General features: G+C 60.6%; 24 protein-coding genes. 11 read left to right on the top strand and 13 right to left on the bottom strand.

Features of this window, described 5'->3' with window-relative positions; all coding sequences use genetic code 11:
- Positions 1–82: 82 nt before the first annotated feature.
- The 5 genes from J3P93_RS20100 to J3P93_RS20080 all read right to left on the bottom strand — a co-directional run bounded on the left by J3P93_RS20100 (position 83) and on the right by J3P93_RS20080 (position 3347).
- Entirely contained in the window at positions 83–535 is a 453-nt protein-coding gene (locus J3P93_RS20100) for a Spy/CpxP family protein refolding chaperone (protein ID WP_203421178.1), read from the bottom strand.
- A 709-nt stretch (positions 536–1244) separates the two neighbouring features.
- Entirely contained in the window at positions 1245–1922 is a 678-nt protein-coding gene (locus J3P93_RS20095) for a response regulator transcription factor (protein ID WP_208938276.1), read from the bottom strand.
- A gap of 7 nt (positions 1923–1929) precedes the next feature.
- Positions 1930–2340 (bottom strand): translation initiation factor 2, encoded by a 411-nt coding sequence (locus J3P93_RS20090; RefSeq protein ID WP_434591111.1) that lies wholly within the window; start codon positions 2338–2340, stop codon positions 1930–1932.
- Between the two features lie 109 nt (positions 2341–2449).
- Positions 2450–2749 (bottom strand): YciI family protein, encoded by a 300-nt coding sequence (locus tag J3P93_RS20085; RefSeq protein WP_007919677.1) that lies wholly within the window; start codon positions 2747–2749, stop codon positions 2450–2452.
- A gap of 1 nt (position 2750) precedes the next feature.
- Positions 2751–3347: a septation protein A gene (locus J3P93_RS20080; RefSeq protein ID WP_434591109.1), complete on the bottom strand. Its 597-nt coding sequence runs from the start codon at positions 3345–3347 to the stop codon at positions 2751–2753.
- Positions 3348–3434: 87 nt separating this feature from the next.
- On the opposite strand from J3P93_RS20080, the gene J3P93_RS20075 reads away from it, so the two are divergent.
- The 6 genes from J3P93_RS20075 (at position 3435) to rluB (ending at position 8434) form a co-directional block, all read left to right on the top strand.
- Positions 3435–4298 (top strand): PHP domain-containing protein, encoded by an 864-nt coding sequence (locus tag J3P93_RS20075; RefSeq protein WP_434591107.1) that lies wholly within the window; start codon positions 3435–3437, stop codon positions 4296–4298.
- Between the two features lie 13 nt (positions 4299–4311).
- Positions 4312–4941, top strand: a complete 630-nt coding sequence (locus J3P93_RS20070) for an L-threonylcarbamoyladenylate synthase (protein WP_016771124.1) — start codon at positions 4312–4314, stop codon at positions 4939–4941.
- 123 nt (positions 4942–5064) lie between these two features.
- Positions 5065–5763: a segregation and condensation protein A gene (locus J3P93_RS20065; RefSeq protein ID WP_170947221.1), complete on the top strand. Its 699-nt coding sequence runs from the start codon at positions 5065–5067 to the stop codon at positions 5761–5763.
- Positions 5764–5774: 11 nt separating this feature from the next.
- A complete protein-coding gene (gene scpB, locus J3P93_RS20060) occupies positions 5775–6734 on the top strand; it encodes an SMC-Scp complex subunit ScpB (RefSeq protein ID WP_434591103.1) in 960 nt (319 codons plus the stop codon).
- 144 nt (positions 6735–6878) lie between these two features.
- A complete protein-coding gene (locus J3P93_RS20055; RefSeq protein ID WP_090282312.1) occupies positions 6879–7070 on the top strand; it encodes a DUF1289 domain-containing protein in 192 nt (63 codons plus the stop codon).
- A 143-nt stretch (positions 7071–7213) separates the two neighbouring features.
- On the top strand, positions 7214–8434 hold the full coding sequence (gene rluB / locus J3P93_RS20050; RefSeq protein ID WP_434591100.1) for a 23S rRNA pseudouridine(2605) synthase RluB: 1221 nt from the start codon (positions 7214–7216) through the stop codon (positions 8432–8434).
- A gap of 206 nt (positions 8435–8640) precedes the next feature.
- Here the strand turns inward: rluB and J3P93_RS20045 are convergent, their stop codons facing one another.
- Positions 8641–9606, bottom strand: a complete 966-nt coding sequence (locus J3P93_RS20045; RefSeq protein WP_434591097.1) for a leucyl aminopeptidase — start codon at positions 9604–9606, stop codon at positions 8641–8643.
- Between the two features lie 72 nt (positions 9607–9678).
- On the bottom strand, positions 9679–9816 hold the full coding sequence (locus J3P93_RS20040; protein WP_003222780.1) for a hypothetical protein: 138 nt from the start codon (positions 9814–9816) through the stop codon (positions 9679–9681).
- An 894-nt stretch (positions 9817–10710) separates the two neighbouring features.
- On the opposite strand from J3P93_RS20040, the gene J3P93_RS20035 reads away from it, so the two are divergent.
- Together J3P93_RS20035 and arfB are read left to right on the top strand one after the other, a co-directional pair.
- The gene (locus J3P93_RS20035) at positions 10711–12123 is read left to right on the top strand and encodes an amino acid permease (RefSeq protein ID WP_122704742.1); all 1413 of its coding nucleotides are present in this window, start codon (positions 10711–10713) and stop codon (positions 12121–12123) included.
- A 228-nt stretch (positions 12124–12351) separates the two neighbouring features.
- Positions 12352–12765, top strand: coding sequence for an alternative ribosome rescue aminoacyl-tRNA hydrolase ArfB (gene arfB / locus J3P93_RS20030; RefSeq protein ID WP_203421186.1), 414 nt, complete (start codon positions 12352–12354; stop codon positions 12763–12765).
- Here arfB and J3P93_RS20025 read toward each other — a convergent pair.
- The 6 genes from J3P93_RS20025 to phhA all read right to left on the bottom strand — a co-directional run bounded on the left by J3P93_RS20025 (position 12762) and on the right by phhA (position 17168).
- Positions 12762–13961 carry an MFS transporter gene (locus tag J3P93_RS20025; protein ID WP_434591093.1) on the bottom strand — a complete coding sequence of 400 codons (1200 nt, stop codon included), beginning with the start codon at positions 13959–13961 and terminating at the stop codon, positions 12762–12764. The genes arfB and J3P93_RS20025 overlap by 4 nt on opposite strands.
- A 103-nt stretch (positions 13962–14064) precedes the next feature.
- Entirely contained in the window at positions 14065–14247 is a 183-nt protein-coding gene (locus J3P93_RS20020; protein WP_434598445.1) for a hypothetical protein, read from the bottom strand.
- A gap of 70 nt (positions 14248–14317) precedes the next feature.
- Positions 14318–14449: a hypothetical protein gene (locus J3P93_RS20015; RefSeq protein WP_258450101.1), complete on the bottom strand. Its 132-nt coding sequence runs from the start codon at positions 14447–14449 to the stop codon at positions 14318–14320.
- 261 nt (positions 14450–14710) lie between these two features.
- Positions 14711–15904, bottom strand: coding sequence for an amino acid aminotransferase (locus tag J3P93_RS20010; RefSeq protein ID WP_434591089.1), 1194 nt, complete (start codon positions 15902–15904; stop codon positions 14711–14713).
- A complete protein-coding gene (locus J3P93_RS20005) occupies positions 15904–16260 on the bottom strand; it encodes a 4a-hydroxytetrahydrobiopterin dehydratase (protein WP_159812594.1) in 357 nt (118 codons plus the stop codon). Before J3P93_RS20005 ends, J3P93_RS20010 begins: the two co-directional genes overlap by 1 nt.
- A 116-nt stretch (positions 16261–16376) precedes the next feature.
- Positions 16377–17168: a phenylalanine 4-monooxygenase gene (gene phhA / locus J3P93_RS20000; RefSeq protein ID WP_434591085.1), complete on the bottom strand. Its 792-nt coding sequence runs from the start codon at positions 17166–17168 to the stop codon at positions 16377–16379.
- 373 nt (positions 17169–17541) lie between these two features.
- Here phhA and J3P93_RS19995 point away from each other — a divergent pair, with 373 nt between their 5' ends.
- From J3P93_RS19995 to flgG, 3 genes are all read left to right on the top strand, one after another.
- Complete coding sequence (locus tag J3P93_RS19995; RefSeq protein ID WP_434591082.1) at positions 17542–19107, top strand: sigma-54-dependent transcriptional regulator; 1566 nt, start codon at positions 17542–17544, stop codon at positions 19105–19107.
- Positions 19108–19542: 435 nt separating this feature from the next.
- Complete coding sequence (locus J3P93_RS19990; protein ID WP_203421190.1) at positions 19543–20283, top strand: flagellar basal body rod protein FlgF; 741 nt, start codon at positions 19543–19545, stop codon at positions 20281–20283.
- Between the two features lie 45 nt (positions 20284–20328).
- Positions 20329–21114 (top strand): flagellar basal-body rod protein FlgG, encoded by a 786-nt coding sequence (gene flgG, locus J3P93_RS19985; protein ID WP_090282324.1) that lies wholly within the window; start codon positions 20329–20331, stop codon positions 21112–21114.
- Positions 21115–21142 lie beyond the last annotated feature (28 nt).

Here is a 21142-nt window from a genome sequence, read left to right as displayed (position 1 = left end):
TATCGCGAGCAGGCTCGCTCCTGCATGTGGATCGTTGAAAACAGGCCCGACGGGGTCAGCCGTCGGGCCCAGGGTCAAACCATTATTGCGCCTTTTGCGCCTGCTGCGCTTTCCACGCTTTGAACTCAGCCCATTCGGCACGGCGTTCGGCGCGCTTTTTCTGGATCTCGTCGAACTGCTTCTGTTGCTCCGGTTTCAGCAAGGCGCGGACATCGGACTCGGCTTTCTTGTGGTTGGCCGCGATCTCGTCCTTCATGGCTTTCTGGTCCGCCGGCGAGAGTTTCTCCAGGTACTTGTCGACCACTTGCTTACGCTCGTGCATCTGCTCGCCCATGATCTTGCGGATCTGCTCGCGCTGTTCGCGGGACAGGTCGAGCTGGCTGTACGGGCCCTTGCCGTGCATGCCACCGTGCATCTGCCCACCGTGGCGCGGACCGTCGAGCGGGCCACCCAGCGGGCCGCCATCCTGTGGCATGGCCATGGCGACGGTTGGCAGAGCGGCAGCGAACATCAGAGCGATAAGAGTCTTGCGCATGGTGTATCTCCTTGTCTCGTTCCCGGTACGTTCCGGATGAGTGCAGATTACGCAGATCAAGGTCAGCGGCGGTCAGTACAGCGTAAAGCTTGGGTAAAGACGATTTGTCATCGAGCTGACATACCCCGGGCGCTTGAAGATCAAAGCAACGTCAAAAGCCCCTCACCCTAGCCCTCTGCCGGAGGGAGAGGGGACTGACCGGGGTGGACGCGAGAGCTACGCCCACGTGCAACACCGAGTCGAACGCACATTTTGAAAAGCACAGAGATCGGCTCCCTCTCCAAGGGGAGAGGGCTGGGGTGAGGGGCGAATCCACCGAAAATTTCAAGCCATGCGGCGCTTCTAACCACTCAACAATGAGCGCAAGCTCGAGTGCCCTTGATCTTGATCTTGCCTAACCGGCGACATCGGAAGGCTGAGTGGAGGGATTGATCCGGGCGTGGGAGCGCAGCGACCGTACGACGAAGTCGTACACAGCGGAAGGAGGTGCAGCGAAGCAAACCGTAGCCGCTGCGCCCGGAGCGATCCCGGAGCGAAGGGACCCGAGCTTGCGAGGGCCGTACGTAGGAGCAAGCCTTTTGGTTCCTTTTTGGCGTTTGAAAAAGGGACTCGCCGTAAGGGCGAAACCATAAGGAGCCGTTACCGCAGCAACGGATATGCACTCAAAACGCACCATAGCCAGCCATCTGCACAGGCAAACTGCGCCGACTCAAAGGCTGTAGTAATAACCCCGACTACGCAACGCAACGATCCGCGGCCGTCCGTCCGGGTGGGGCCCGATCTTCTTGCGCAAGTTGCTGACATGCATGTCGAGGCTACGGTCATACAGAGTCAGCTTGCGCCCAAGGGCAATCTGCGCCAGTTCCTGCTTGTCCAGCGGCTCGCCAGGCTGCTTGAGCAAGGCTTCGAGCAAGCGGCTTTCAGAAACGGTGAGGGTCTGTTCTTTTTCATCGATGCTGACCACACCGCGCACCGGGCTGAAACTCAGGTCGCCAAGTTCAAGCTGCGTCGACACCGCAGCCGGGTGGCTGCGGCGCAACACGGCGCGCAGGCGGGCGGTCAGTTCGCGCGGATCGCAAGGCTTGGCCAGATAATCGTCGGCGCCCAGCTCCAGACCGAGGATGCGGTCCAGCGGCTCGCCGCGGGCCGAGAGCATCAGCACTGGCAGATCGGCGTGATCGTTGCGCAATTGCTTGAGCAGTTCCAGACCGCTGCCGTCGGGCAGCATCACGTCCAGCACCACCGCCGCCGGAGCGGTTTCGGCCAGCGCCTTGCGGGCACTCTGGCCATCGTGGCAGGCGCGCACCTGGAAGCCTTCCTGGCTCAACCAGCTACTCAGGAGTTCACACAACTCCTGGTCATCATCAATCAATAACAGCTCGCTCATGACTCACTCAATTTAGCCATTGCCGACGTTTTCGGCTTGCTCCACTGGCAAAGATACCGCAGAGCAGCGCCAATAGCGCTACCCCGGCTCCCGTGACGAACCACTGTTGCTGATCGGTCAGCAGACGCGGCCGGGGACTGGCCTGCGCTTCCTTGAGTTGCAGCTTCAGGCGCTGATTCTCCTGGCGCAACCGGGCAAGCTGGGCGCTTTCACGGGTGTTGTCGGCATTTTGCAGTTGTTTGCTCAGTTCTTCTCGTTGTTGCTCGCTGGCCTTGAGGCGCTGCTGCAACTCGGTGATCTGGCTGCCGGCACTCAGCGAAAATGGCGTGGAACTGCCGCCATCAGTGATTTCCTCACCATGGGCGGGCGCCATGATCGACAACGTGACCCACATCAGACACAACGGCCCCTTGCGCATCGCGACACCTGTTTGCAATGGATATTGGGCAGGTTGTCGGCAGGCAAACGAGAATAATGAGCGATTGAGAACGCGATGAACCGACAAGGTTCATCGCGTGGGGACAGGCTTAAGGCAGGACTTGCTTGAACGGCTTGACCACGACATTGGCGTAGACGCCGGCAGCGATGTACGGATCGGCGTCCGCCCAGGCCTGCGCAGCGCTCAGCGAGTCGAATTCGGCGACGATCAGGCTGCCGGTGAAACCCGCTGCGCCCGGATCATTGCTGTCGACCGCCGGGTGCGGGCCGGCGAGCACGATGCGGCCTTCGCCCTTGAGCGCTTGCAGGCGTTCCAGATGCGCCGGGCGCGCGGCGAGGCGGGCCTCGAGCGAGTTGGCGACGTCGGTGGCAATGATGGCGTAGAGCATGTCAGTCCTCGGTTTTTGGTGTTGTGGTATCGGCGTCGTGCAGGTGACGCGACAGGTAAACGCCCTGTGCGACCAGGAACAGCACGGTCATGCCCAGGCTGCCGAACACCTTGAAATCGACCCAGATGCTCTGGAAGGTGAAGGCGACGAACAGGTTGGCGGCGCCGCAGAACAGGAAAAACCCGATCCAGGCGATGTTCAGGCGGGTCCAGACCGGGTCCGGCAGGGTCAGCGCATGGCCCATGATGCGTTTGATCAGCAGGCGGTCACCGATGAAGTGGCTGCCGATGAAGGCCGCGGCGAATAGCCAGTTGACCACCGGCGCCTTCCATTTAAGGAAGGTCTCGCTGTGGAAGGCCAGCGTCAGGCTGCCGAACACCAGGCAGGCGATCAGGGTCAGCCACTGGCTCTTTTCCAGCTTGCGCTGCTTGATGAACAGCGCGCCGTAGACCACCAGGGAGCTGATGATCAGCATCGCCGTGGCGCTGTAGATACCCCCTACGGTCACTGGCTGGCCAGCGATATCGACGACCCGTGGATCAAGTTTGTAAACGATGAAAAACAGCAGAAGCGGGATGAAATCGATGAATTGTTTCACAGTGAGAGCCAGAAGCTGGATGTGGCGGCATAATAACAAACATATGGGCGCGCGATAGCGCCAGCTGATTTGAGGTTACAACTCCCCGTGAATGTTGATTTGCACTGCCACAGCACGGCCTCCGACGGCGCCCTGGCGCCTGCGGTTCTGGTTGCGCGTGCGTTCGAAAACGGCGTGCAAGTCCTGGCGTTGACTGACCATGACACCCTTGAAGGCCTCGCCGAAGCGCGCGCGGCCGCCACTGAGCTGGGCATGCAACTGATCAACGGCGTCGAGTTGTCCTGCACCTGGGGCGGGGCGACCATTCATGTGCTGGGCTACGGTTTCGACGTCAACGCCGCGCCGTTGGTCGAAGCGATCGCCAGATTGCACGATGGTCGCTGGCTGCGGTCGGAAGAAATAAGCCGCAAACTCGCCCTCAAGGGCATGCCCGGTGCCCTCGACGGCGCCCGGCAGATCCAGCAGGAACTGGGCGACAGCGGCAACGCGCCGGCCCGTCCGCATTTCGCCGACTGGATGGTGCGTGAAGGTTTTGTAAAGGATCGCGCCGAGGCATTTCGCAAATGGCTCGGCGCCGGCAAGCTGGGTGACGTCAAATTGCACTGGCCGACACTGGAAGATACCGTCGGCACGCTGCGCGCCGCCGGTGCCTGGGTCAGCCTGGCGCATCCTTGGCATTACGATTTCACCCGCAGCAAGCGCCGCAAGCTGATTGCCGACTATATTCAAGCGGGCGGGCATGCCATTGAAGTGGTCAATGGCTTTCAGCCTGCGGAACAGGTGGGCAGCCTGGCGATCCTTGCCCGTGAGTTCGGTCTGCTGGTCAGCGCCGGCAGTGACTTCCATGGCCCTGGCGGCTGGTCCGAGATCGGCCAGTACCGGCCGGTTCCCGAGGACCTTCCACCCCTGTGGTGTCGGTTCAAACATGACCCAGTTATTGCCGCCGTCTGAACAGGTAGAGAATGTGAGTCAATTTTTCCAGATACATCCGGAAAACCCGCAAGCGCGCCTGATCAAACAGGCGGTTGAGATCATCCGCAAGGGCGGGGTGGTGATCTATCCCACGGACTCCTCCTATGCGATCGGTTGCCAGATCGGCGACAAGACCGCCATCGAGCGCGTGCGCCGTTTGCGTCAGCTCGACGAGAAACATAACTTTGCGCTGATCTGCAGCGACCTGTCGCAACTGGGCAACTACGCCAAGATCGACACCGGCACGTTCCGTATTCTCAAGGCGCATCTGCCGGGCCCGTACACCTTTATTCTCAACGCCACCCGCGAAGTGCCGCGCCTGTTGCTGCACCCGAAAAAGCGCACCATCGGTTTGCGCGTACCGAGCCACCCGATCGCGCTGGCGCTGCTGGCCGAACTGGGCGAGCCGCTGATGAGCGTGACGCTGATCATGCCCGGCGATGAAGACCCGCTCAGCGATCCGTACGAAATGCGCCAGTTGCTCGAGCATCAGGTCGATTTGATCATCGACGGCGGTTTCGGCGGCATCAAGGCGTCCACGGTGATTGACCTGACCGGCGACGACCCGGAAGTGGTCCGCGTCGGTTGCGGCGACCCGACGCCGTTCATGGTCGAGGCCTGAATGTCCGCGGTGGAAACCGTCGTCGATCCCCAGGCCGGCGCCCAGCAGGAACTGCCGTTTGCCATGGTCTATGGCCAGGCAGTCATGGAAATGCCGCTGGATCTGTACATTCCGCCGGATGCGCTGGAAGTCTTTCTCGAGGCCTTCGAAGGCCCCCTCGACCTGCTGCTGTACCTGATCCGCAAACAGAACATCAACATTCTTGACATCCCGGTGGCGGAAATCACCCGCCAGTACATGGGTTATGTCGAGCTGATGCAGTCGGTGCGTCTGGAACTGGCCGCCGAGTATCTAGTGATGGCGGCAATGCTCGCCGAGATCAAATCGCGCATGCTTCTGCCGCGCGCCGAAACCGTCGAAGACGAAGAAGACGACCCGCGTGCCGAGCTGATCCGCCGTTTGCAGGAGTACGAACGCTTCAAGGCTGCCGCCGAAGGCATCGATGGCCTGAGCCGGGTCGGCCGCGATGTGATCGTGCCCAAGCTGGATGCCCCGCAAGCGCGAGCACGCAAGCTGTTGCCCGACGTGGCGCTGGAAGAAATTCTGATGTGCATGGCCGAAGTGCTGCGCCGTGGCGACATGTTTGAAAGTCACCAGGTCAGCCGCGAAGCGCTGTCGACCCGCGAGCGCATGAGCGATGTGCTGGAGCGGCTCAAGGGCGGCGGTTTCGTGCCGTTCGTCGAGCTGTTCACCGCCGAAGAAGGTCGCCTCGGTGTGGTGGTGACCTTTATGGCGATCCTTGAACTGGTCAAGGAATCCTTGGTCGAGCTGGTGCAGAATGAGCCGTTCGCCGCGATCCACGTGCGAGCCCGAGCCGAATAACGAGTCCTTGTATGAACCTGACTGAACCCCGCGAGCTGGCGCCCCTGCTTGAAGCCTTTCTGTTGGCCTCGGGAAAACCGCAATCGCTTGAGCGCCTGTATGAACTGTTCGAAGAAGGCGAGCGGCCGGAGCCGGCAGTCTTCAAAAAAGCCCTGACCCTGCTGGGCAAGTCCTGCGAGGGCCGCGCCTTTGAGCTCAAGGAAGTCTCGTCGGGTTACCGCTTGCAGATTCGCGAGAAGTTCTCACCGTGGGTCGGCCGACTCTGGGAAGAGCGCCCGCAACGTTATTCCCGCGCCTTGCTCGAGACCATCGCGCTGATCGCCTATCGCCAGCCGATTACCCGTGGCGAGATCGAAGACGTGCGGGGCGTGGCGGTCAACAGCAACATCACCAAGACCTTGCTCGAGCGTGAGTGGATCCGCGTGGTCGGCTACCGCGACGTACCGGGCAAACCGGCGATGTTCGCCACCACCAAGGCGTTTCTCGATCATTTCAACCTGAAAAACCTCGAAGACTTGCCGCCGCTGGCCGAACTGCGTGAGATGGAAGCCGAACCAGTCCTCGATTTCGACGACGCGCCGGTGCCGCAAAGTTTGCAGGAACTGGCCGACGCCAGTGCCGAGCCGGAAGAAGAAAAAGAGGAAACCAGTTTCCACAGCCTGCTGCTGGAGCTGGACAGCATGGAGGAGGGGATCAAGACCGACTTCGATGATTTGCTGCGCGATGGGGCTGATGCTGACACATCGATCAGCGAGCCCGAGCTGAGCGAGCCGACCCTTGACGCTGAACCAGAAGCCGAGCTTGAAGCCGAAGCTGAAGACGACGTTCTGGGTGTTGCCGAAGCCCGTGAGAAACTCTTGGCCGCCGTCGCCGCCCTCGAACCGCCGGAGCCCGAGCTCAGCGAAGAAGAAGCCGAAGCCCGCGCACTGGCCGAAGCCATCGAAGCCGAACGGCGCGAATTCGGGGACTGACCCCATTTGAAGAACACCGCCGTCCCCTGTAGGAGTGAGCCTGCTCGCGATAGCGGTGTGTCAGTCGACATTTTCTTGTCAGACACACCGCTATCGCGAGCAGGCTCACTCCTACAAGGGACTTGTGTGTTTCTGGAGAAAGCGATGAGTTCGACCAAAGACCCGTGCATCAGCCTGTGCAAATTCTCCGACGACATCTGCCTCGGCTGTGGCCGCAGCAAGCGCGAGATCAAGGCCTGGAAGAAACTCGACAAGGACGACAAGCGCACCGTGCTCGCCGAAGCCGCGCTGCGCCTGATCAAACTGCGCGGTGCCGGTCGGCGGAAAAACAAATAACCTGCGCTCGATCAGCTAGTCTCTGATGCGCAATGCCGTACATCCGCGTATGATTCGCGACCCTTCGCCGATCCCTTCGGCCCGAAGACCAGATTCCAATGCTTCAGGCGCCGCCTGAACAGACCACACCGGGAGGTGCCCAGATGAGTGACATCAATCAGAAAGACGACCAGGAAATCGGCCCGGCAGGCGAAAAGCTGCAGAAAGTCCTCGCCCGTATCGGCGTCGGCTCGCGCCGTGACGTCGAGTCCTGGATCAGCCAGGGCCGCATCAAGGTCAACGGCAAAGACGCCACCCTCGGCCTGCGCGTCGACATGCACGACGCCATCACCATCGATGGCAAGGTGATCAAGCGCGAAGAAGCCGCCGAGTCGGTCCGCCGCGTGATCATGTACAACAAGCCTGACGGCGAGATCTGCACCCGTGACGACCCGGAAGGCCGTCCGACCGTGTTCGACAAGCTGCCACGTCCGAAAGAAGGCCGCTGGATCAACATCGGTCGTCTCGACATCAACACCACCGGTCTGCTGATGTTCACCACTGATGGTGAGCTGGCCAACCGCCTGATGCACCCGTCCTACGAGATGGACCGTGAATACGCCGTGCGTGTACGCGGTGAAGTCGACGACGAGATGATCGAGCGTCTGAAAGCCGGCGTGGTGCTGGAAGACGGCCCGGCGCGTTTCACCGACATTCAACAGGCACCGGGCGGCGAAGGTTTCAACCACTGGTACCACTGCGTGGTCATGGAAGGGCGCAACCGTGAAGTGCGTCGTCTGTGGGAATCGCAGGGCCTGGTGGTCAGCCGCCTGAAGCGCGTGCGTTTCGGTCCGGTGTTCCTCAACTCTGACCTGCCGATGGGCCGCTGGCGCGAAATGAGCCAGTACGAAGTCGACGTGCTCAGCGCTGAAGTTGGCTTGACGCCGGTGGCGATGCCGCAGTTGAACGCCAAGAGCAAGGACAAGCTGGAACGCATGCAGCGCAAATCGTCGCGGCCGATGGCCAAGACCGAGCGCGTGCGCACCCTGCGTCCTGCCGCTGGCGGACCAACCGCGCCGCGCCCGAGCCGTGAGCCGCAGATCGAAGGCGAGCGTCCAGGTCGCAAGCCAGTGGCCCGTGACGGCGAGCGCGCTCCGCGTCCGGCCAACGGCCGTACCGAGCGTGGTGAAGGTCGTGCATCGGCCGGTCGCGGTACGCCAGTGGCGGATCGTCCGGCGGACACCACCAACAAGCGCCCGGCCAAACCGGCGCCGAAGCGTCCGGGAATCAAACTGGTCGACGGCGACAAGCCCTCGGGCAAGCGCCGCGGCGCACCGGCAGGTTCTGGCCAGCGCCCGGGTTTTGGTCGTCGCAAGCCGGAATAAAGACAGCTGCAAGTTTTAAGCTGCAAGCTTCAAGCTGAAGCAAAAACGCCAACCGCAGGGTTGGCGTTTTTTTTTCGTCTGACGAAAGTGTGCGGTGGCTGGGAAATAGCTATCGCGAGCAGGCTCACTCCTACAATTTGAAATGCGTTCCCCTGTAGGAGTGAGCCTGCTCGCGATGGCGCCAGTGGCCTTACACAAACCCAGGATCAGAAGACAAAGCGCCCATCGAATACTGGTTTGTCATCCAGCGCCAGCACCCCGCCGGAGAAAATCAGGTCCAGGTGATGACTACCCTTGGCCCCGCCACCCAACCCCAGGTGCAACCCACAATGCCGCTCTTCAAACCCGGCATTGCGCGCGTACAGGTCTTTCACGCCTTCGTTAGTACCAATGCCCAGTTCCTCAATCCGCCGGTTCGACGGGTTGGCGTCGAGGTATTTGTTGAAATCATGCTCCAGCCCCGGCACGTCGGTGGCGATGCGGCTGATGGTCGAGTTCTCGATCCACAATTCCAGCGGCGATTCCAGCACGCCGTACTTGCGCGCAAACGGAATGGTACTGAGGAAGGTGCCCTTGAATTTCACATGACCGTTGATGGCTTCGCTGTGCGTGGCGATCTCGCCAGGGGCCAGGTCGAAGTTGCCGACCCCGTTGATGTCGGTCCATTTCTTGATGCTGCTCAGCGGCGTTTCGAACCATGAGCCGTCATCGTCCTTGAAGCTCAACGTGGTCGCCTGCGACATGCGCTGGATCAAATGGCTGTTGAGACCGGCGATGCGCTGCGGGGTGACGCTGAAGGTGTCGTAGAAATAATCGCCGTAATCCTTGAACAGCAGCGACTTCTTCCAGTTTTCCGCCATCACCGCTTGCAGCGCGCGGACGAATTCCGGGCCGTCGGGGCGCGGATTGGGCAGGGTCGAAGAGTCGTAGAAAAAAATGTACAGATCGCTGTCGCCAATCGCCTCGGCCAGCGCTGCGGTGCTCTCCAGATCCAGGCGGCAGGCGCTGAAACGGAAGCGCGGATGTTCGCCGGCCTGTTCGGCGATGGCGCTGGTCAGGGCTTGGTAATCGGCGGTGTGGCCGAGCAATACCTTCGCTGAATCGAGGCCGGCAAGGGCAGGGTGGTGTTCGAGGTAGTAAAGGAAATGCGAGATGGCGCGGGGCTTATCCATGAGTCCTCCCTGACTGACCGGGAAATGAAGCGGCAGGCACGACCGGCCGGACCGTGCCTGCCCGGGGATGTCTTACAGAGGCCACATCGCCGTGCCGAACGGCACGACCGCGTCGGCTTGCATCATTTCCACGGCGGCCTCATGGGTCGGTGCTTCAAACCATTCGTCCAGTTGCAGTTCGGTATCCAAGTCTTTTTCCAGTGCTTGCATGGTCGATCTCCTAGATGACTTTCACGGTTTATGACTGGCCGGTCGAGGTGGCCGGCGAGTCGTGAAAAACCTAGTTCAGCTAATTTTGTAATGCAAAAAATTATCCATTTAATTTTTAAATAGACTTTTTGTTCTGTTTTTAACGGCGGTTTTTCTTATTTGAAAACAAAAAACTAGCCTGCGTATTTCAATAGCAAGCTAGCTACCGTCAATTTGCAGACGTCTGACGGAATGTTCTGAAATGGAAACGTTACGTTACGCGCTGTCAGGAAATATTTACGGAAATCCGTGCCAGGTCGCCTGAATGGCGAGCCAGCGCAGCGCTGTAAGGAAAACCTGCCGAATGCCCTCCCAGCGGGGGTTGCGCAAGGCTCTGGCGCGCTTGTTTCAGCGGCGTTTGCAAGGTGATATGCGGCCCATGCCTGTCGTGCAGGCGCATAACAAGAAGGAGGCGCAATGAACGCCGTGACTGATCTCCACCTCTCTTTGTGGGACGGTTTTTTCCTCGTCCACGCCGATGGCCTGCAAAGGCCTGACTCAATTTTTGCAGCCGCCCGAACCTCTCGGGGCGGACACACGCAATCCCGGCAACCGACACGCTGATCCAGCGGAGTCTGGCAGCAGGGGGTTAGCGGTGTACAATGCGCCGCGTTTTAACTGTGACCCTCTGCGTAATCGCGCAAATCTCAAGGCTACCCGCCTTGTTCACTCCGTCGCGCCACAAGCGTGCCGGGTTCGATTTCGTCACAGATAAAAACAAGCAGGTGACGCATGACCGTTGTAAACAAGCTGAACTCCTGGTGCCTGCGCTGGGGTTTGATCGGGGCTGCCTGAAATCGCAACCTTGCAGCAACGTCTACTGCACACCATCAAACCTTGCGTGAGACCTTTTTCATGAGTGGACAACCCTCGCAGTCAGGCGAGCTGAAACGCGGCCTGAAAAATCGCCACATTCAACTGATCGCCCTCGGTGGCGCGATCGGTACCGGATTGTTCCTCGGCTCGGCCGGGGTGCTGAAATCCGCTGGCCCGTCGATGATCCTCGGCTACGCCATCTGCGGCTTCATCGCCTTCATGATCATGCGCCAGCTGGGCGAGATGATTGTCGAAGAGCCGGTGGCCGGTTCCTTCAGCCATTTTGCGCACAAATACTGGGGCGGCTTCGCCGGTTTCCTGTCGGGCTGGAACTGCTGGATTCTGTACATTCTGGTGGGCATGTCCGAGCTGACCGCCGTCGGCAAGTACATTCACTACTGGGCGCCGGACATCCCGACCTGGGTTTCGGCGGCGGCGTTCTTCGTGCTGATCAATGCGATCAACCTGGCCAACGTCAAAGTCTTCGGTGAGGCCGAATTCTGGTTCGCGATCATCAAGGTCGTGGCCATCGTCGGCATGATTGCCCTGGGCAGCTACCTGCTGGTCAGCGGCCATGGTGGCCCGCAAGCCTCGGTCAGCAACCTGTGGTCCCACGGCGGGTTCTTCCCCAATGGCGTCAGCGGTCTGGTGATGGCCATGGCGATCATCATGTTCTCCTTCGGCGGTCTGGAAATGCTCGGTTTCACCGCAGCCGAAGCCGACAAGCCGAAAACCGTGATCCCGAAAGCGATCAACCAGGTGATCTACCGCATCCTGATTTTCTACATCGGCGCGCTAGTGATCCTGCTGTCGCTGACGCCGTGGGACAGCCTGCTGGAAACCCTCAACGCTTCGGGTGATTCGTACAGCGGCAGCCCGTTCGTGCAGGTGTTCTCGATGCTCGGCAGCAATACCGCCGCGCACATCCTCAACTTCGTCGTGCTGACGGCGGCGCTGTCGGTTTACAACAGTGGCACCTACTGCAACAGCCGCATGCTGCTGGGCATGGCCGAGCAGGGCGATGCGCCGAAAGGCCTGGCGAAAATCGACAAGCGCGGCGTGCCGGTGCGTTCGATTCTGGCTTCGGCGGCGGTGACCCTGGTCGCGGTGCTGCTCAACTATCTGATCCCGCAACATGCGCTGGAATTGCTGATGTCGCTGGTGGTTGCGACGCTGGTGATCAACTGGGCGATGATCAGCTACTCGCACTTCAAGTTCCGCCAGCATATGAACCAGACCCGGCAGACGCCGCTGTTCAAGGCGCTGTGGTACCCGTACGGCAACTTCGTCTGCCTGGCGTTCGTGGTGTTCATCCTCGGCGTGATGCTGCTGATCCCGGGCATTCAGATCTCGGTGTACGCGATTCCGGTGTGGGTGGTGTTCATGTGGGTCTGCTACCTGATCAAGAACAAGCGCAGTGCGCAGCAGGCGCTGCCGGTGATCGCCAAGTAACCGCTTAAGCAGAAACAGCAAACCCGGCCAGAGTGCCGGGTTTGTTGTTTTCAGCCTCATGCAATTCCCTTGTAGGAGTGAGCCTGCTCGCGATAGCGGTGTGCCAGTCGACAAATATGTACCTGACAGACCGCTATCGCGAGCAGGCTCACTCCTACAGGGGATCTGTGACAGGCTTGAGATTCGTTTCCAAGGTATCCTGCACCCTCTGAATACGGACGCTTTTCCATGCTGGTGATTTCCAACAACGTGCATTTGCCCGATGCCGAGATCGAGCTGACGGCCATCCGTGCGCAAGGCGCCGGTGGGCAGAACGTCAACAAGGTGTCGAGCGCCGTGCACCTGCGCTTCGACATTCCCAACTCATCGCTGCCCGAGTTCTACAAGGAACGTTTGCTGGCGCTGCGTGACAGTCGCATCACCAGCGATGGCGTGTTGATCATCAAGGCGCAGCAATACCGCACCCAGGAAGCCAACCGCGCCGACGCGCTGGAGCGGCTGGTCGAGCTGATTCTCAGCGCCACCAAAGTGGAAAAGAAACGTCGCCCGACCAAGCCGACCCTCGGTTCGAAGAAGCGTCGGCTCGAATCCAAGTCCAAGCGCGGCGACATCAAGGCCGGGCGCGGCAAGGTCGATTTCTAATCCTCGCGGTACTTCGCGGTGTGCTTGTACAGATAGACGCTCAGGCCGAGCCCGCTCAGCGCCGCGAGCGCAGCGAACAGAAAGATCGAAGCAAAACCGAAGCCCGCGGCAATCGCCCCGGCCAATGGCCCGGTGATGCCCAGCGACAAATCGATGAACAGCGAGTAAGCGCCGACTGCCGCACCACGGCTTGAGGCTGGCACTAGATTCACTGCCTCGACGCCCAGCGCCGGGAACACCAGCGAGAAGCCAAACCCGCTCAACGCCGCACCCGCCAGCGCCCAGTGTGCATCCGGTGCGATCCACAGCAGCAGCAACCCGAGGGTTTCCACCGACAGGCAGGCAATCGCCACGCGGAACCCGCCGAGGCGGTTGATCAGGTTGCCGAACAGCAGCCGCGCGCCAATGAAGCTGGCGCCGAACAGGCTCAGGCACAGCACCGCGTTGTCCCAATGCTGGGTCGCGTAATACAGAGTAATGAACGTGGCAATGGTGCCGAAGCCGATCGAGCCCAGCGCCAGGCCGCAGCCATGGGGAAAGACTTTGCCCAGCACATGGATGAACGGCAGGCGCTCACCGGCAACAATCGGCGCGGCGGTCTTCGGCCATGCCAGCGCGAGGCCGAGCAGGGCCAGCAGGATGATGCTGACGCCCATGCTCCACAGGCCCAACCGGCCCACCAGCCAGACGCCGAACGGTGCACCGATCGCCAGCGCGCCGTAACTGGCGATGCCGTTCCAGGAGATCACCTTGGCGGTATTGGCCGCACCGACGCGGCCGATGCCCCAACCAATCGAGCCGGAGCCGACCAGACTCTCGGCGCTGCCCAATACCAGACGGCCGATCAACAGGCTGATCAGGCTGAACAGCGGCAGGCTTGGCGTCCACGCCGAAAGCAGCATGAATACACCGCTCAAGCCACAGCCGGCCAGACCGATCATCACCGCGCGTTTGCTGCCCTGGTTGTCGATGATCTTGCCGGCGTAGGGGCGGCTGAGCAGGGTGGCGAGGTATTGCACGCTGATCACCAGCCCGGCAATCACCGCGCCAAAACCGAGGTCGCTGTGCACGTAACCGGGCAACACCGCCAAGGGAATGCCGATGTTCAGGTAACCGATAAAGGTGAAAAGGACGATGGAAACGACTTGCAGCGTAACCGCCAGTGGGCGCTGGGGCTCGGGTATAGAGGACGACATGGGTAACGATCCACGGCAGCAGCAGATTAGATAGGCTGCTCATGATACCGGCGTGAACCGATCAGAGGCGGGGAAAAGTAAAACTATTTGCCGGGCGGCGCGATCAGGGCTTGGCCGGAGCGACCAATTGCGTGGTGACCAAGGCGGCGAGGGCGTTTTCTTCGCTGCCGAATCGCTCGAGCAAGGCGGCCTGTTTCTCCGGGGAGAGGCGGTTCCAGATGTCGATCATTTTCTCGGTCGCACCGATCAGGACGGCGGCTTGGCTTTCGGAGAATTCGTCGGTCATGGCGGGCTCGGGTTTCAGGCAGTGTGGAAAGCGCATGTTAGCGCTTTCCACACGGTCTGTACGGCGGGTCTTACGCTTCGCTGTCGGCTTTGCGGCTGTCAGCGGCTTCTTGCGGCTCGGGCTTTTCGGCGCCGGCGTGTTGCGGGGTCGTCTGCTCAGGTACGTGCAGGCTTGGGAAGGGGAGATTAGGAATCTCGTGCATGGTTGCGCTCCTCGCTAAGTCTGTTGATAGATCAGGTGCTCCGCGCTTTTACAAAGCCTGCGCAGGATACAGCAGGAAAAATGACAATCAGACTTTTAATTCAAATTAATGCGACAGATGGCCGCAGGGGCGAGAGGTCAACGCAAAAAAATGTAGGAGTGAGCCTGCTCGCGATAGCGGTGTATCAATCAACATTGAAGCTGACTGATACACCGCCATCGCGAGCAGGCTCGCTCCCACAGGGGAATTGCGGTGTTTGAGTTATTTGCAGGCGTCAGCGATGGCGTCGGCCAGCAAGGCGAGGCGGGTGGCGTCGATGCCGGCGACGTTGGCCCGGCCCGAACTGACCATGTACACGCTGTGCCGCTCGCGCAGATGCTGGACCTGCTCTGGCGACAAACCGGTGTAGGAGAACATCCCGCGCTGCACGCCAATATGCGCGAAGCGTTCGCGCAAACCGTGCGGTTCCAGCGCTTCCACCAGGCCGCTGCGCAGTTGCGCGATGCGCAGGCGCATGGCTTCCACCTCATCGGCCCAACGGGCTTTCAGCTCCGGATCGGCAAGAATGGTGGCGACCACCGCAGCACCATGATCCGGCGGCGTCGACCAAAGGTTGCGGGCGATGTTGGCCAGTTGGCTGCGAATGTCGATCAGCTTGTCAGCGCTTTTCGCGCAGACGATCAGCGCCCCGGTGCGGTCGCGGTACAGACCGAAGTTCTTCGAGCAGGAGCTGGTGATCAACAGCTCGGGCACCTGTGCCGCGAACAACCGCGTCGACCAGGCGTCCTGCTCCAGACCGTCGCCAAAGCCTTGATAAGCGAAGTCGATCAGCGGCAGCAGATCACGGCTGCGCACGACCTCGAGCACGCGCTGCCAGTCGTCATGGCTGAGGTCGAAACCGGTCGGGTTGTGACAGCACGCATGCAGCAACACCACATCACCCTTTGGCGCTTCCTCGAGTACGGCGAGCATCGCTTCGACGTCGAGGCGGTTGTCGCTGCCCACGTACGGGTAGTGACTGACCTTGACCCCGGCCGCGGCGAAAATGGTTTCGTGAATCGGCCAGGTCGGGTTGCTCAGCCACACGCCTTTGCCCGGCAGGCACTGAGCGATGAAATCGGCCGCCAGACGCAAGGCACCGGTGCCGCCCGGCGTCTGGGTCGCGCCGGCACGTTGTTCGGCAATCAGTTTGGAGTTGGCGCCAAGCACCAGCTCATTGATGACCTTGCCGAACAGCGGATTGCCGTGGCCACCGATGTAGGTCTTGGTGTCCTGGCTTTCCACGAGCCGCGATTCGGCCATTTTCACCGCCTCGGGAATCGGCGTCAGGCCTTGGGCGTCCTTGTAGACGCCAACGCCGAGGTCGAACTTGCGCGGATTACTGTCCTGCGCGTAAGCCTCCATCAAGCCGAGGATCGGGTCGCCGGGCACCCGGCCGATGGCGTCGAAGTGCATTACTTGCGTCCTTCTGCGGTCTTGGCCACTTCGTCAGTGCGCGCGGCCATGATGAAGTCGTTGCGGTGCAGGCCTTTGATCGAGTGGCTCCACCAGGTCACGGTGACTTTGCCCCACTCGGTCAGCAGGCCCGGGTGGTGACCTTCGGCCTCGGAGATCTCGCCGACTGCATTGGTGAACGCCAGCGCGTGCTTGAAGTTCTTGAACAGGAAGATTTTCTCCAGCTGCATGATGCCGTCGCGGACTTCGATGTTCCAGTCAGGGATCTGCTTGATCAGGATCGGCAGTTCTTCGTCGCTGACTTGTGGCGCATCGGCGCGGCAGGCTTCGCAGTGGGCTTGGTTCAAAGTGGACATGGTCGGTTCCTGAAATCGAGTGTGTTTTTTATTCAAGGGTGTGCGCCCGTCGGTACCGTCACGCTAAACCAAAGTGGCGGCGACGGACAGGCGCAATTGTCAGCAAAAGTCGCGGTTCAGGCGGCTTTTGGTTTCGGCGGAAATTTTGGCGCGTGCAAGCCCAGCTGCATGCCCTGACGCGCCATGGCCATGATGTCTTCGTGAGCGACGTCGAACAGACGCTTGAGGTTGGGCAGGACGAAATACAGGGGTTGCAGGATGTCGATACGGTAAGGCGTGCGCATCGCTTCGAGCGGATCGAAGGCTTGATGCTCAGGTTCGTCTGACAGGCAGTAAACGGTTTCTTTTGGCGAGGACAGAATGCCGCCACCGTAGATACGTTTGCCTTGCGGGGTGTCGACCAGACCGAATTCGATGGTCATCCAGTACAGGCGCGCCAGATACACGCGTTCTTCCTTGGTCGCTTGCAGGCCGAGCTTGCCGTAGGTGTGGGTGAATTCTGCGAAGTACGGGTTGGTCAGCAGCGGGCAGTGCCCGAAGATCTCGTGAAAAATATCCGGCTCTTGCAAGTAATCCAGTTCTTCGCGGGTACGAATAAACGTCGCGACGGGAAACTGCTTGCTGGCGAGCAGTTCAAAAAATGTCTGGAAGGGGATCAGCGCCGGCACACGCGCAACCTGCCAGCCGGTGGTCTCGCCGAGCACCTTGTTGATTTCGCCGAGTTGCGGAATGCGGTCGTGGGGCAGACCGAGTTTTTCGATACCGTCCAGGTATTCCTGGCAAGCACGCCCTTCGATCACTTTCAGTTGACGAGTGATCAGCGTGTTCCACACCGCGTGTTCTTCGGCGGGGTAGTCGATAAAACCTTGCGCATCGGGCTCGCGAGCCACGTATTGCGTCTGCTTCATGCTGCTCTCCTGCTAGGGGAATTCGTTTTTGTTATGTCCAGCGATGAACAGAGGATTACCCGAGAATGCGTGGATGTGCAGCCGGTTGATGCGCCTGTGCGTAGGAAATTTCTCTTCAATTCGTAAAATAATCGTTACGCTTTGCCAGATAAGTCGCATCTGCGGCGATTGGCGGGTTTGAAAAGGGCGGTGGCTGTCACATAATCTTGACAACAAATTGCTCGCCTCGACATAAAGTCGTGCGCTGTTCCCCTGTAGGAGTGAGCCTGCTCGCGATAGCGGTGTGTCAGACAGCACTGATCTGAATGACACACCGCTATCGCGAGCAGGCTCACTCCTACAGGTTTCTCTTCGTTCAACCGGGCCTCTTTCTATGCGCATCAAAGTCCACTGCCAGAACCGCATCGGCATCCTGCGCGACATTCTCAACCTGCTCGTGGCCTACGGAATCAACGTCGCGCGCGGCGAGGTCGGTGGCGAGCACGGCAATGCGATCTATCTGCACTGCCCGAACCTGATCAACATCCAGTTCCAGGCCCTGCGGCCGAAGTTCGAGGCGATTGGCGGGGTGTTTGGGGTCAAGCGGGTCGGGCTGATGCCCAGCGAACGTCGGCACATGGAGTTGAACGCGTTGCTCGGGGCGCTGGAGTTTCCGGTGCTGTCGATCGACATGGGCGGCTCGATCGTCGCGGCCAACCGTGCGGCGGCGCAGTTGCTCGGCGTGCGCGTGGATGAAGTGCCGGGCATTCCGCTGTCGCGTTACGCCGAAGATTTCGATCTGCCGGAACTGGTGCGTGCCAACAAATCGCGGATCAATGGCCTGCGGGTCAAGGTCAAGGGCGACGTCTTTCTCGCCGATATTGCGCCGCTGCAATCGGAGCACGACGACAGCGAAGCCATGGCCGGCGCGGTACTGACGTTGCATCGCGCTGACCGCGTCGGTGAGCGAATTTATAACGTGCGCAAACAGGAACTGCGCGGCTTCGACAGCATCTTCCAGAGCTCGAAAGTCATGGCGGCCGTGGTCCGTGAAGCGCGGCGTATGGCGCCTCTGGATGCACCACTATTAATAGAAGGCGAAACCGGCACCGGCAAGGAGTTGCTTGCGCGCGCTTGCCACCTCGCCAGTCCGCGCGGGCAGTCGCCGTTGATGGCGCTCAACTGCGCCGGACTGCCGGAGTCGATGGCCGAGACCGAGCTGTTCGGCTACGGCCCCGGCGCGTTCGAAGGCGCACGCGCCGAAGGCAAACTCGGCCTGCTCGAGCTGACCGCCGGCGGCACGCTGTTTCTCGACGGCGTCGGCGAAATGAGCCCGCGCTTGCAGGTCAAACTGCTGCGCTTTTTGCAGGATGGCTGCTTCCGCCGGGTCGGCAGCGACGAGGAGGTTTATCTGGATGTGCGGGTGATCTGCGCGACGCAGGTGGACTTGTCCGAATTGTGCGCACGCGGCGAATTTCGCCAGGATCTCTATCACCGCTTGAACGTGCTGTCGCTGCACATCCCGCCGCTACGTGAATGCCTCGATGGCCTGACGCCGCTGGTCGAACATTTCCTCGATCAGGCCAGCCGGCAGATCGGCTGCGCGCTGCCGAAACTGGCGTCGGCGGCGATGGACCGGCTCAGCCATTACCACTGGCCGGGCAACGTGCGGCAGCTGGAGAACGTGCTGTTTCAGGCGGTGTCGCTGTGCGATGGCGGCACGGTCAAGGCCGAACACATTCGCCTGCCGGATTATGGCGTGCGTCAGCCGCTTGGCGATTTTTCCCTCGATGGGAATCTCGACGAGATTGTCGGGCGCTTCGAAAAAGCGGTGCTGGAGCGTTTGTATTCCGAGCATCCGAGCAGTCGGCAACTGGGCAAGCGCCTGGGGGTTTCGCACACCACGATTGCCAACAAGTTGCGTGAGTACGAAGTCGGCAAAGAGTCGGGCAGCACGTGATCGTTCCCACGCTCCGCGTGGGAATGCCTCGATGGACGCTCTGCGTCCGCTGTTGGGACGCGGAGCGTCCCGGGCTGCATTCCCACGCAGAGCGTGGGAACGATCAAGCCAGAAGTTGCGTTGGCTGTGATGGCCTCATCGCGAGCAGGCTCACTCCTACAGTAAACCGGATTTCATCTGACGGAACGCGGTCAACTGTAGGAGTGAGCCTGCTCGCGATGGGGTGGCTGCCGTTGCCTTTTGCCAAAGGTTGCCACCCACCGGCAGGACACCGCCGGTTTTTCGTCTTCGATGCATTTCAATTTTCCCCTCTGAATCCCTCAAACCCTTTGTTTACCGGGCCTCGAACCGCCAATTAAAAGTTGGTCTGCTAATTGCTTATGGCTCAGCAGTACAGCGGTGGGCGGCAAACGTCCGGCATGCAGAGGAAAGAGTGTGGACAAGTACCTTTATGTGGCAATGACCGGCGCCAGCCAGAACGCACTGGCGCAGCGGGCGCATGCCAACAACCTGGCGAACATCTCCACCAACGGTTTTCAGCGCGACCTGGAACAGGCGCGTTCGATGCCGGTGTTCGGTGACAGCTTTCCGGCGCGTGCGTTTGCCATGAGCGAACGGCCCGCCACCGACTTCACCCCGGGTTCGCTGGTGCAGACCGGCCGTGACCTCGACGTCGCCGTGAGCGGCAATGGCTGGATCGCCGTGCAGAACCCCAATGGCGGCGAAAGCTACGTGCGCACCGGCAGCCTCAATGTCGATGCCCTCGGCGTGTTGCGTGCCGGCAACGGCATGCCGGTGATGGGCAATGGCGGTCCGATCGCCGTGCCGCCCGAGCAGCAGATCGAGGTCGGCGAAGACGGCACCATCAGCATTCGGGCGATGGGCGAGGGCCCACGGGTCATGGCTGAAGTCGACCGCATCAAGCTGGTCAACCCCGACATCAAGAACATGAACAAAGGCCTCGACGGCTCGATTTACACCAAGGACGGCCAACCGGCGCCGGCCGATGCCAACGTCAAACTGGTCTCGGGTTTCCTTGAGTCGAGCAACGTTAACGCCGTTGAAGAGATGACCTCGGTGCTGGCCCTGGCCAAGCAGTTCGAGTTGCACGTCAAGATGATGAACACCGCCAAAGACGACGACCAGGCCATGGCTCGGGTCTTGCAGATCAGCTAATTATCAGAACGTCGCGCCGTAAAACAGGCGCACGAGGAGAATCGAATGCTTCCGGCTCTATGGGTTGCCAAAACCGGTCTGTCCGCCCAGGACACCAACCTGACCACCATTTCCAACAACCTGGCGAACGTTTCGACCACGGGCTTCAAACGTGATCGCGCCGAGTTCCAGGACTTGCTCTATCAGATCAAGCGTCAGCCTGGCGCCCAGTCGACTCAGGACAGCGAACTGCCGTCGGGTCTGCAAGTGGGTACCGGTGTGCGCATTGTCGGCACCCAGAAAAACTTCACCGCCGGCAGCCTGCAAACCACCGAGCAGCCGCTGGACATGGCGATCGACGGTCGCGGTTTCTTCCAGATCCTGCAACCGGACGGTACCACCTCGTACACCCGTGACGGTACGTTCCACCTTGATTCCAATGGCCAGATCGTCAACGCCAGCGGTTTCGCGCTGGAGCCGGCAATCGTTATTCCGAACGATGCGCAGACGTTCACTGTCGGCCGTGACGGCACCGTCTCGGTGACCATCGCCGGCAACCCGGCCGCCCAGGTGATCGGCAACCTGCAAACTGCCGACTTCATCAACCCGGCCGGTCTGCAAGCGGTGGGCAACAACCTGTTCCTGGAAACCGCGGCTTCCGGCGCACCGCAAGTCGGTACTCCGGGCCTGAACGGTTTCGGTACCACGCTGCAGAACACCCTGGAAACGTCCAACGTCAGCACCGTTGAAGAGATGGTCAACATGATCACTACTCAGCGCGCCTACGAGATGAACTCCAAGGTGATCTCCACCGCCGACCAGATGCTCTCGTTCGTAACGCAGAATCTGTAATCAAGTCTATGGGGCGGCCTGAGGTCGC

It is taken from the genome of Pseudomonas sp. R3-57 (genome assembly GCF_051132065.1).
In the GTDB taxonomy this organism is placed as follows: Bacteria; Pseudomonadota; Gammaproteobacteria; order Pseudomonadales; family Pseudomonadaceae; genus Aquipseudomonas.
This window is presented reverse-complemented; position numbering and strand designations above follow the sequence as displayed.

Excerpts from the sequence above, each read along its gene's own strand:
- J3P93_RS20100 (WP_203421178.1), bottom strand. The coding sequence starts at position 535 with ATGCGCAAGACTCTTATCGCTCTGATGTTCGCTGCCGCTCTGCCAACC.
- J3P93_RS20095 (WP_208938276.1), bottom strand. The coding sequence starts at position 1,922 with ATGAGCGAGCTGTTATTGATTGATGATGACCAGGAGTTGTGTGAACTC.
- J3P93_RS20090 (WP_434591111.1), bottom strand. The coding sequence starts at position 2,340 with ATGCGCAAGGGGCCGTTGTGTCTGATGTGGGTCACGTTGTCGATCATG.
- J3P93_RS20085 (WP_007919677.1), bottom strand. The coding sequence starts at position 2,749 with ATGCTCTACGCCATCATTGCCACCGACGTCGCCAACTCGCTCGAGGCC.
- scpB (WP_434591103.1), top strand. The coding sequence starts at position 5,775 with ATGAACCTGACTGAACCCCGCGAGCTGGCGCCCCTGCTTGAAGCCTTT.
- J3P93_RS20055 (WP_090282312.1), top strand. The coding sequence starts at position 6,879 with ATGAGTTCGACCAAAGACCCGTGCATCAGCCTGTGCAAATTCTCCGAC.
- rluB (WP_434591100.1), top strand. The coding sequence starts at position 7,214 with ATGAGTGACATCAATCAGAAAGACGACCAGGAAATCGGCCCGGCAGGC.
- J3P93_RS20045 (WP_434591097.1), bottom strand. The coding sequence starts at position 9,606 with ATGGATAAGCCCCGCGCCATCTCGCATTTCCTTTACTACCTCGAACAC.
- J3P93_RS20040 (WP_003222780.1), bottom strand. The coding sequence starts at position 9,816 with ATGCAAGCACTGGAAAAAGACTTGGATACCGAACTGCAACTGGACGAA.
- J3P93_RS20035 (WP_122704742.1), top strand. The coding sequence starts at position 10,711 with ATGAGTGGACAACCCTCGCAGTCAGGCGAGCTGAAACGCGGCCTGAAA.
- arfB (WP_203421186.1), top strand. The coding sequence starts at position 12,352 with ATGCTGGTGATTTCCAACAACGTGCATTTGCCCGATGCCGAGATCGAG.
- J3P93_RS20025 (WP_434591093.1), bottom strand. The coding sequence starts at position 13,961 with ATGTCGTCCTCTATACCCGAGCCCCAGCGCCCACTGGCGGTTACGCTG.
- J3P93_RS20020 (WP_434598445.1), bottom strand. The coding sequence starts at position 14,247 with ATGACCGACGAATTCTCCGAAAGCCAAGCCGCCGTCCTGATCGGTGCG.
- J3P93_RS20015 (WP_258450101.1), bottom strand. The coding sequence starts at position 14,449 with ATGCACGAGATTCCTAATCTCCCCTTCCCAAGCCTGCACGTACCTGAG.
- J3P93_RS20010 (WP_434591089.1), bottom strand. The coding sequence starts at position 15,904 with ATGCACTTCGACGCCATCGGCCGGGTGCCCGGCGACCCGATCCTCGGC.
- J3P93_RS20005 (WP_159812594.1), bottom strand. The coding sequence starts at position 16,260 with ATGTCCACTTTGAACCAAGCCCACTGCGAAGCCTGCCGCGCCGATGCG.
- phhA (WP_434591085.1), bottom strand. The coding sequence starts at position 17,168 with ATGAAGCAGACGCAATACGTGGCTCGCGAGCCCGATGCGCAAGGTTTT.
- J3P93_RS19995 (WP_434591082.1), top strand. The coding sequence starts at position 17,542 with ATGCGCATCAAAGTCCACTGCCAGAACCGCATCGGCATCCTGCGCGAC.
- flgG (WP_090282324.1), top strand. The coding sequence starts at position 20,329 with ATGCTTCCGGCTCTATGGGTTGCCAAAACCGGTCTGTCCGCCCAGGAC.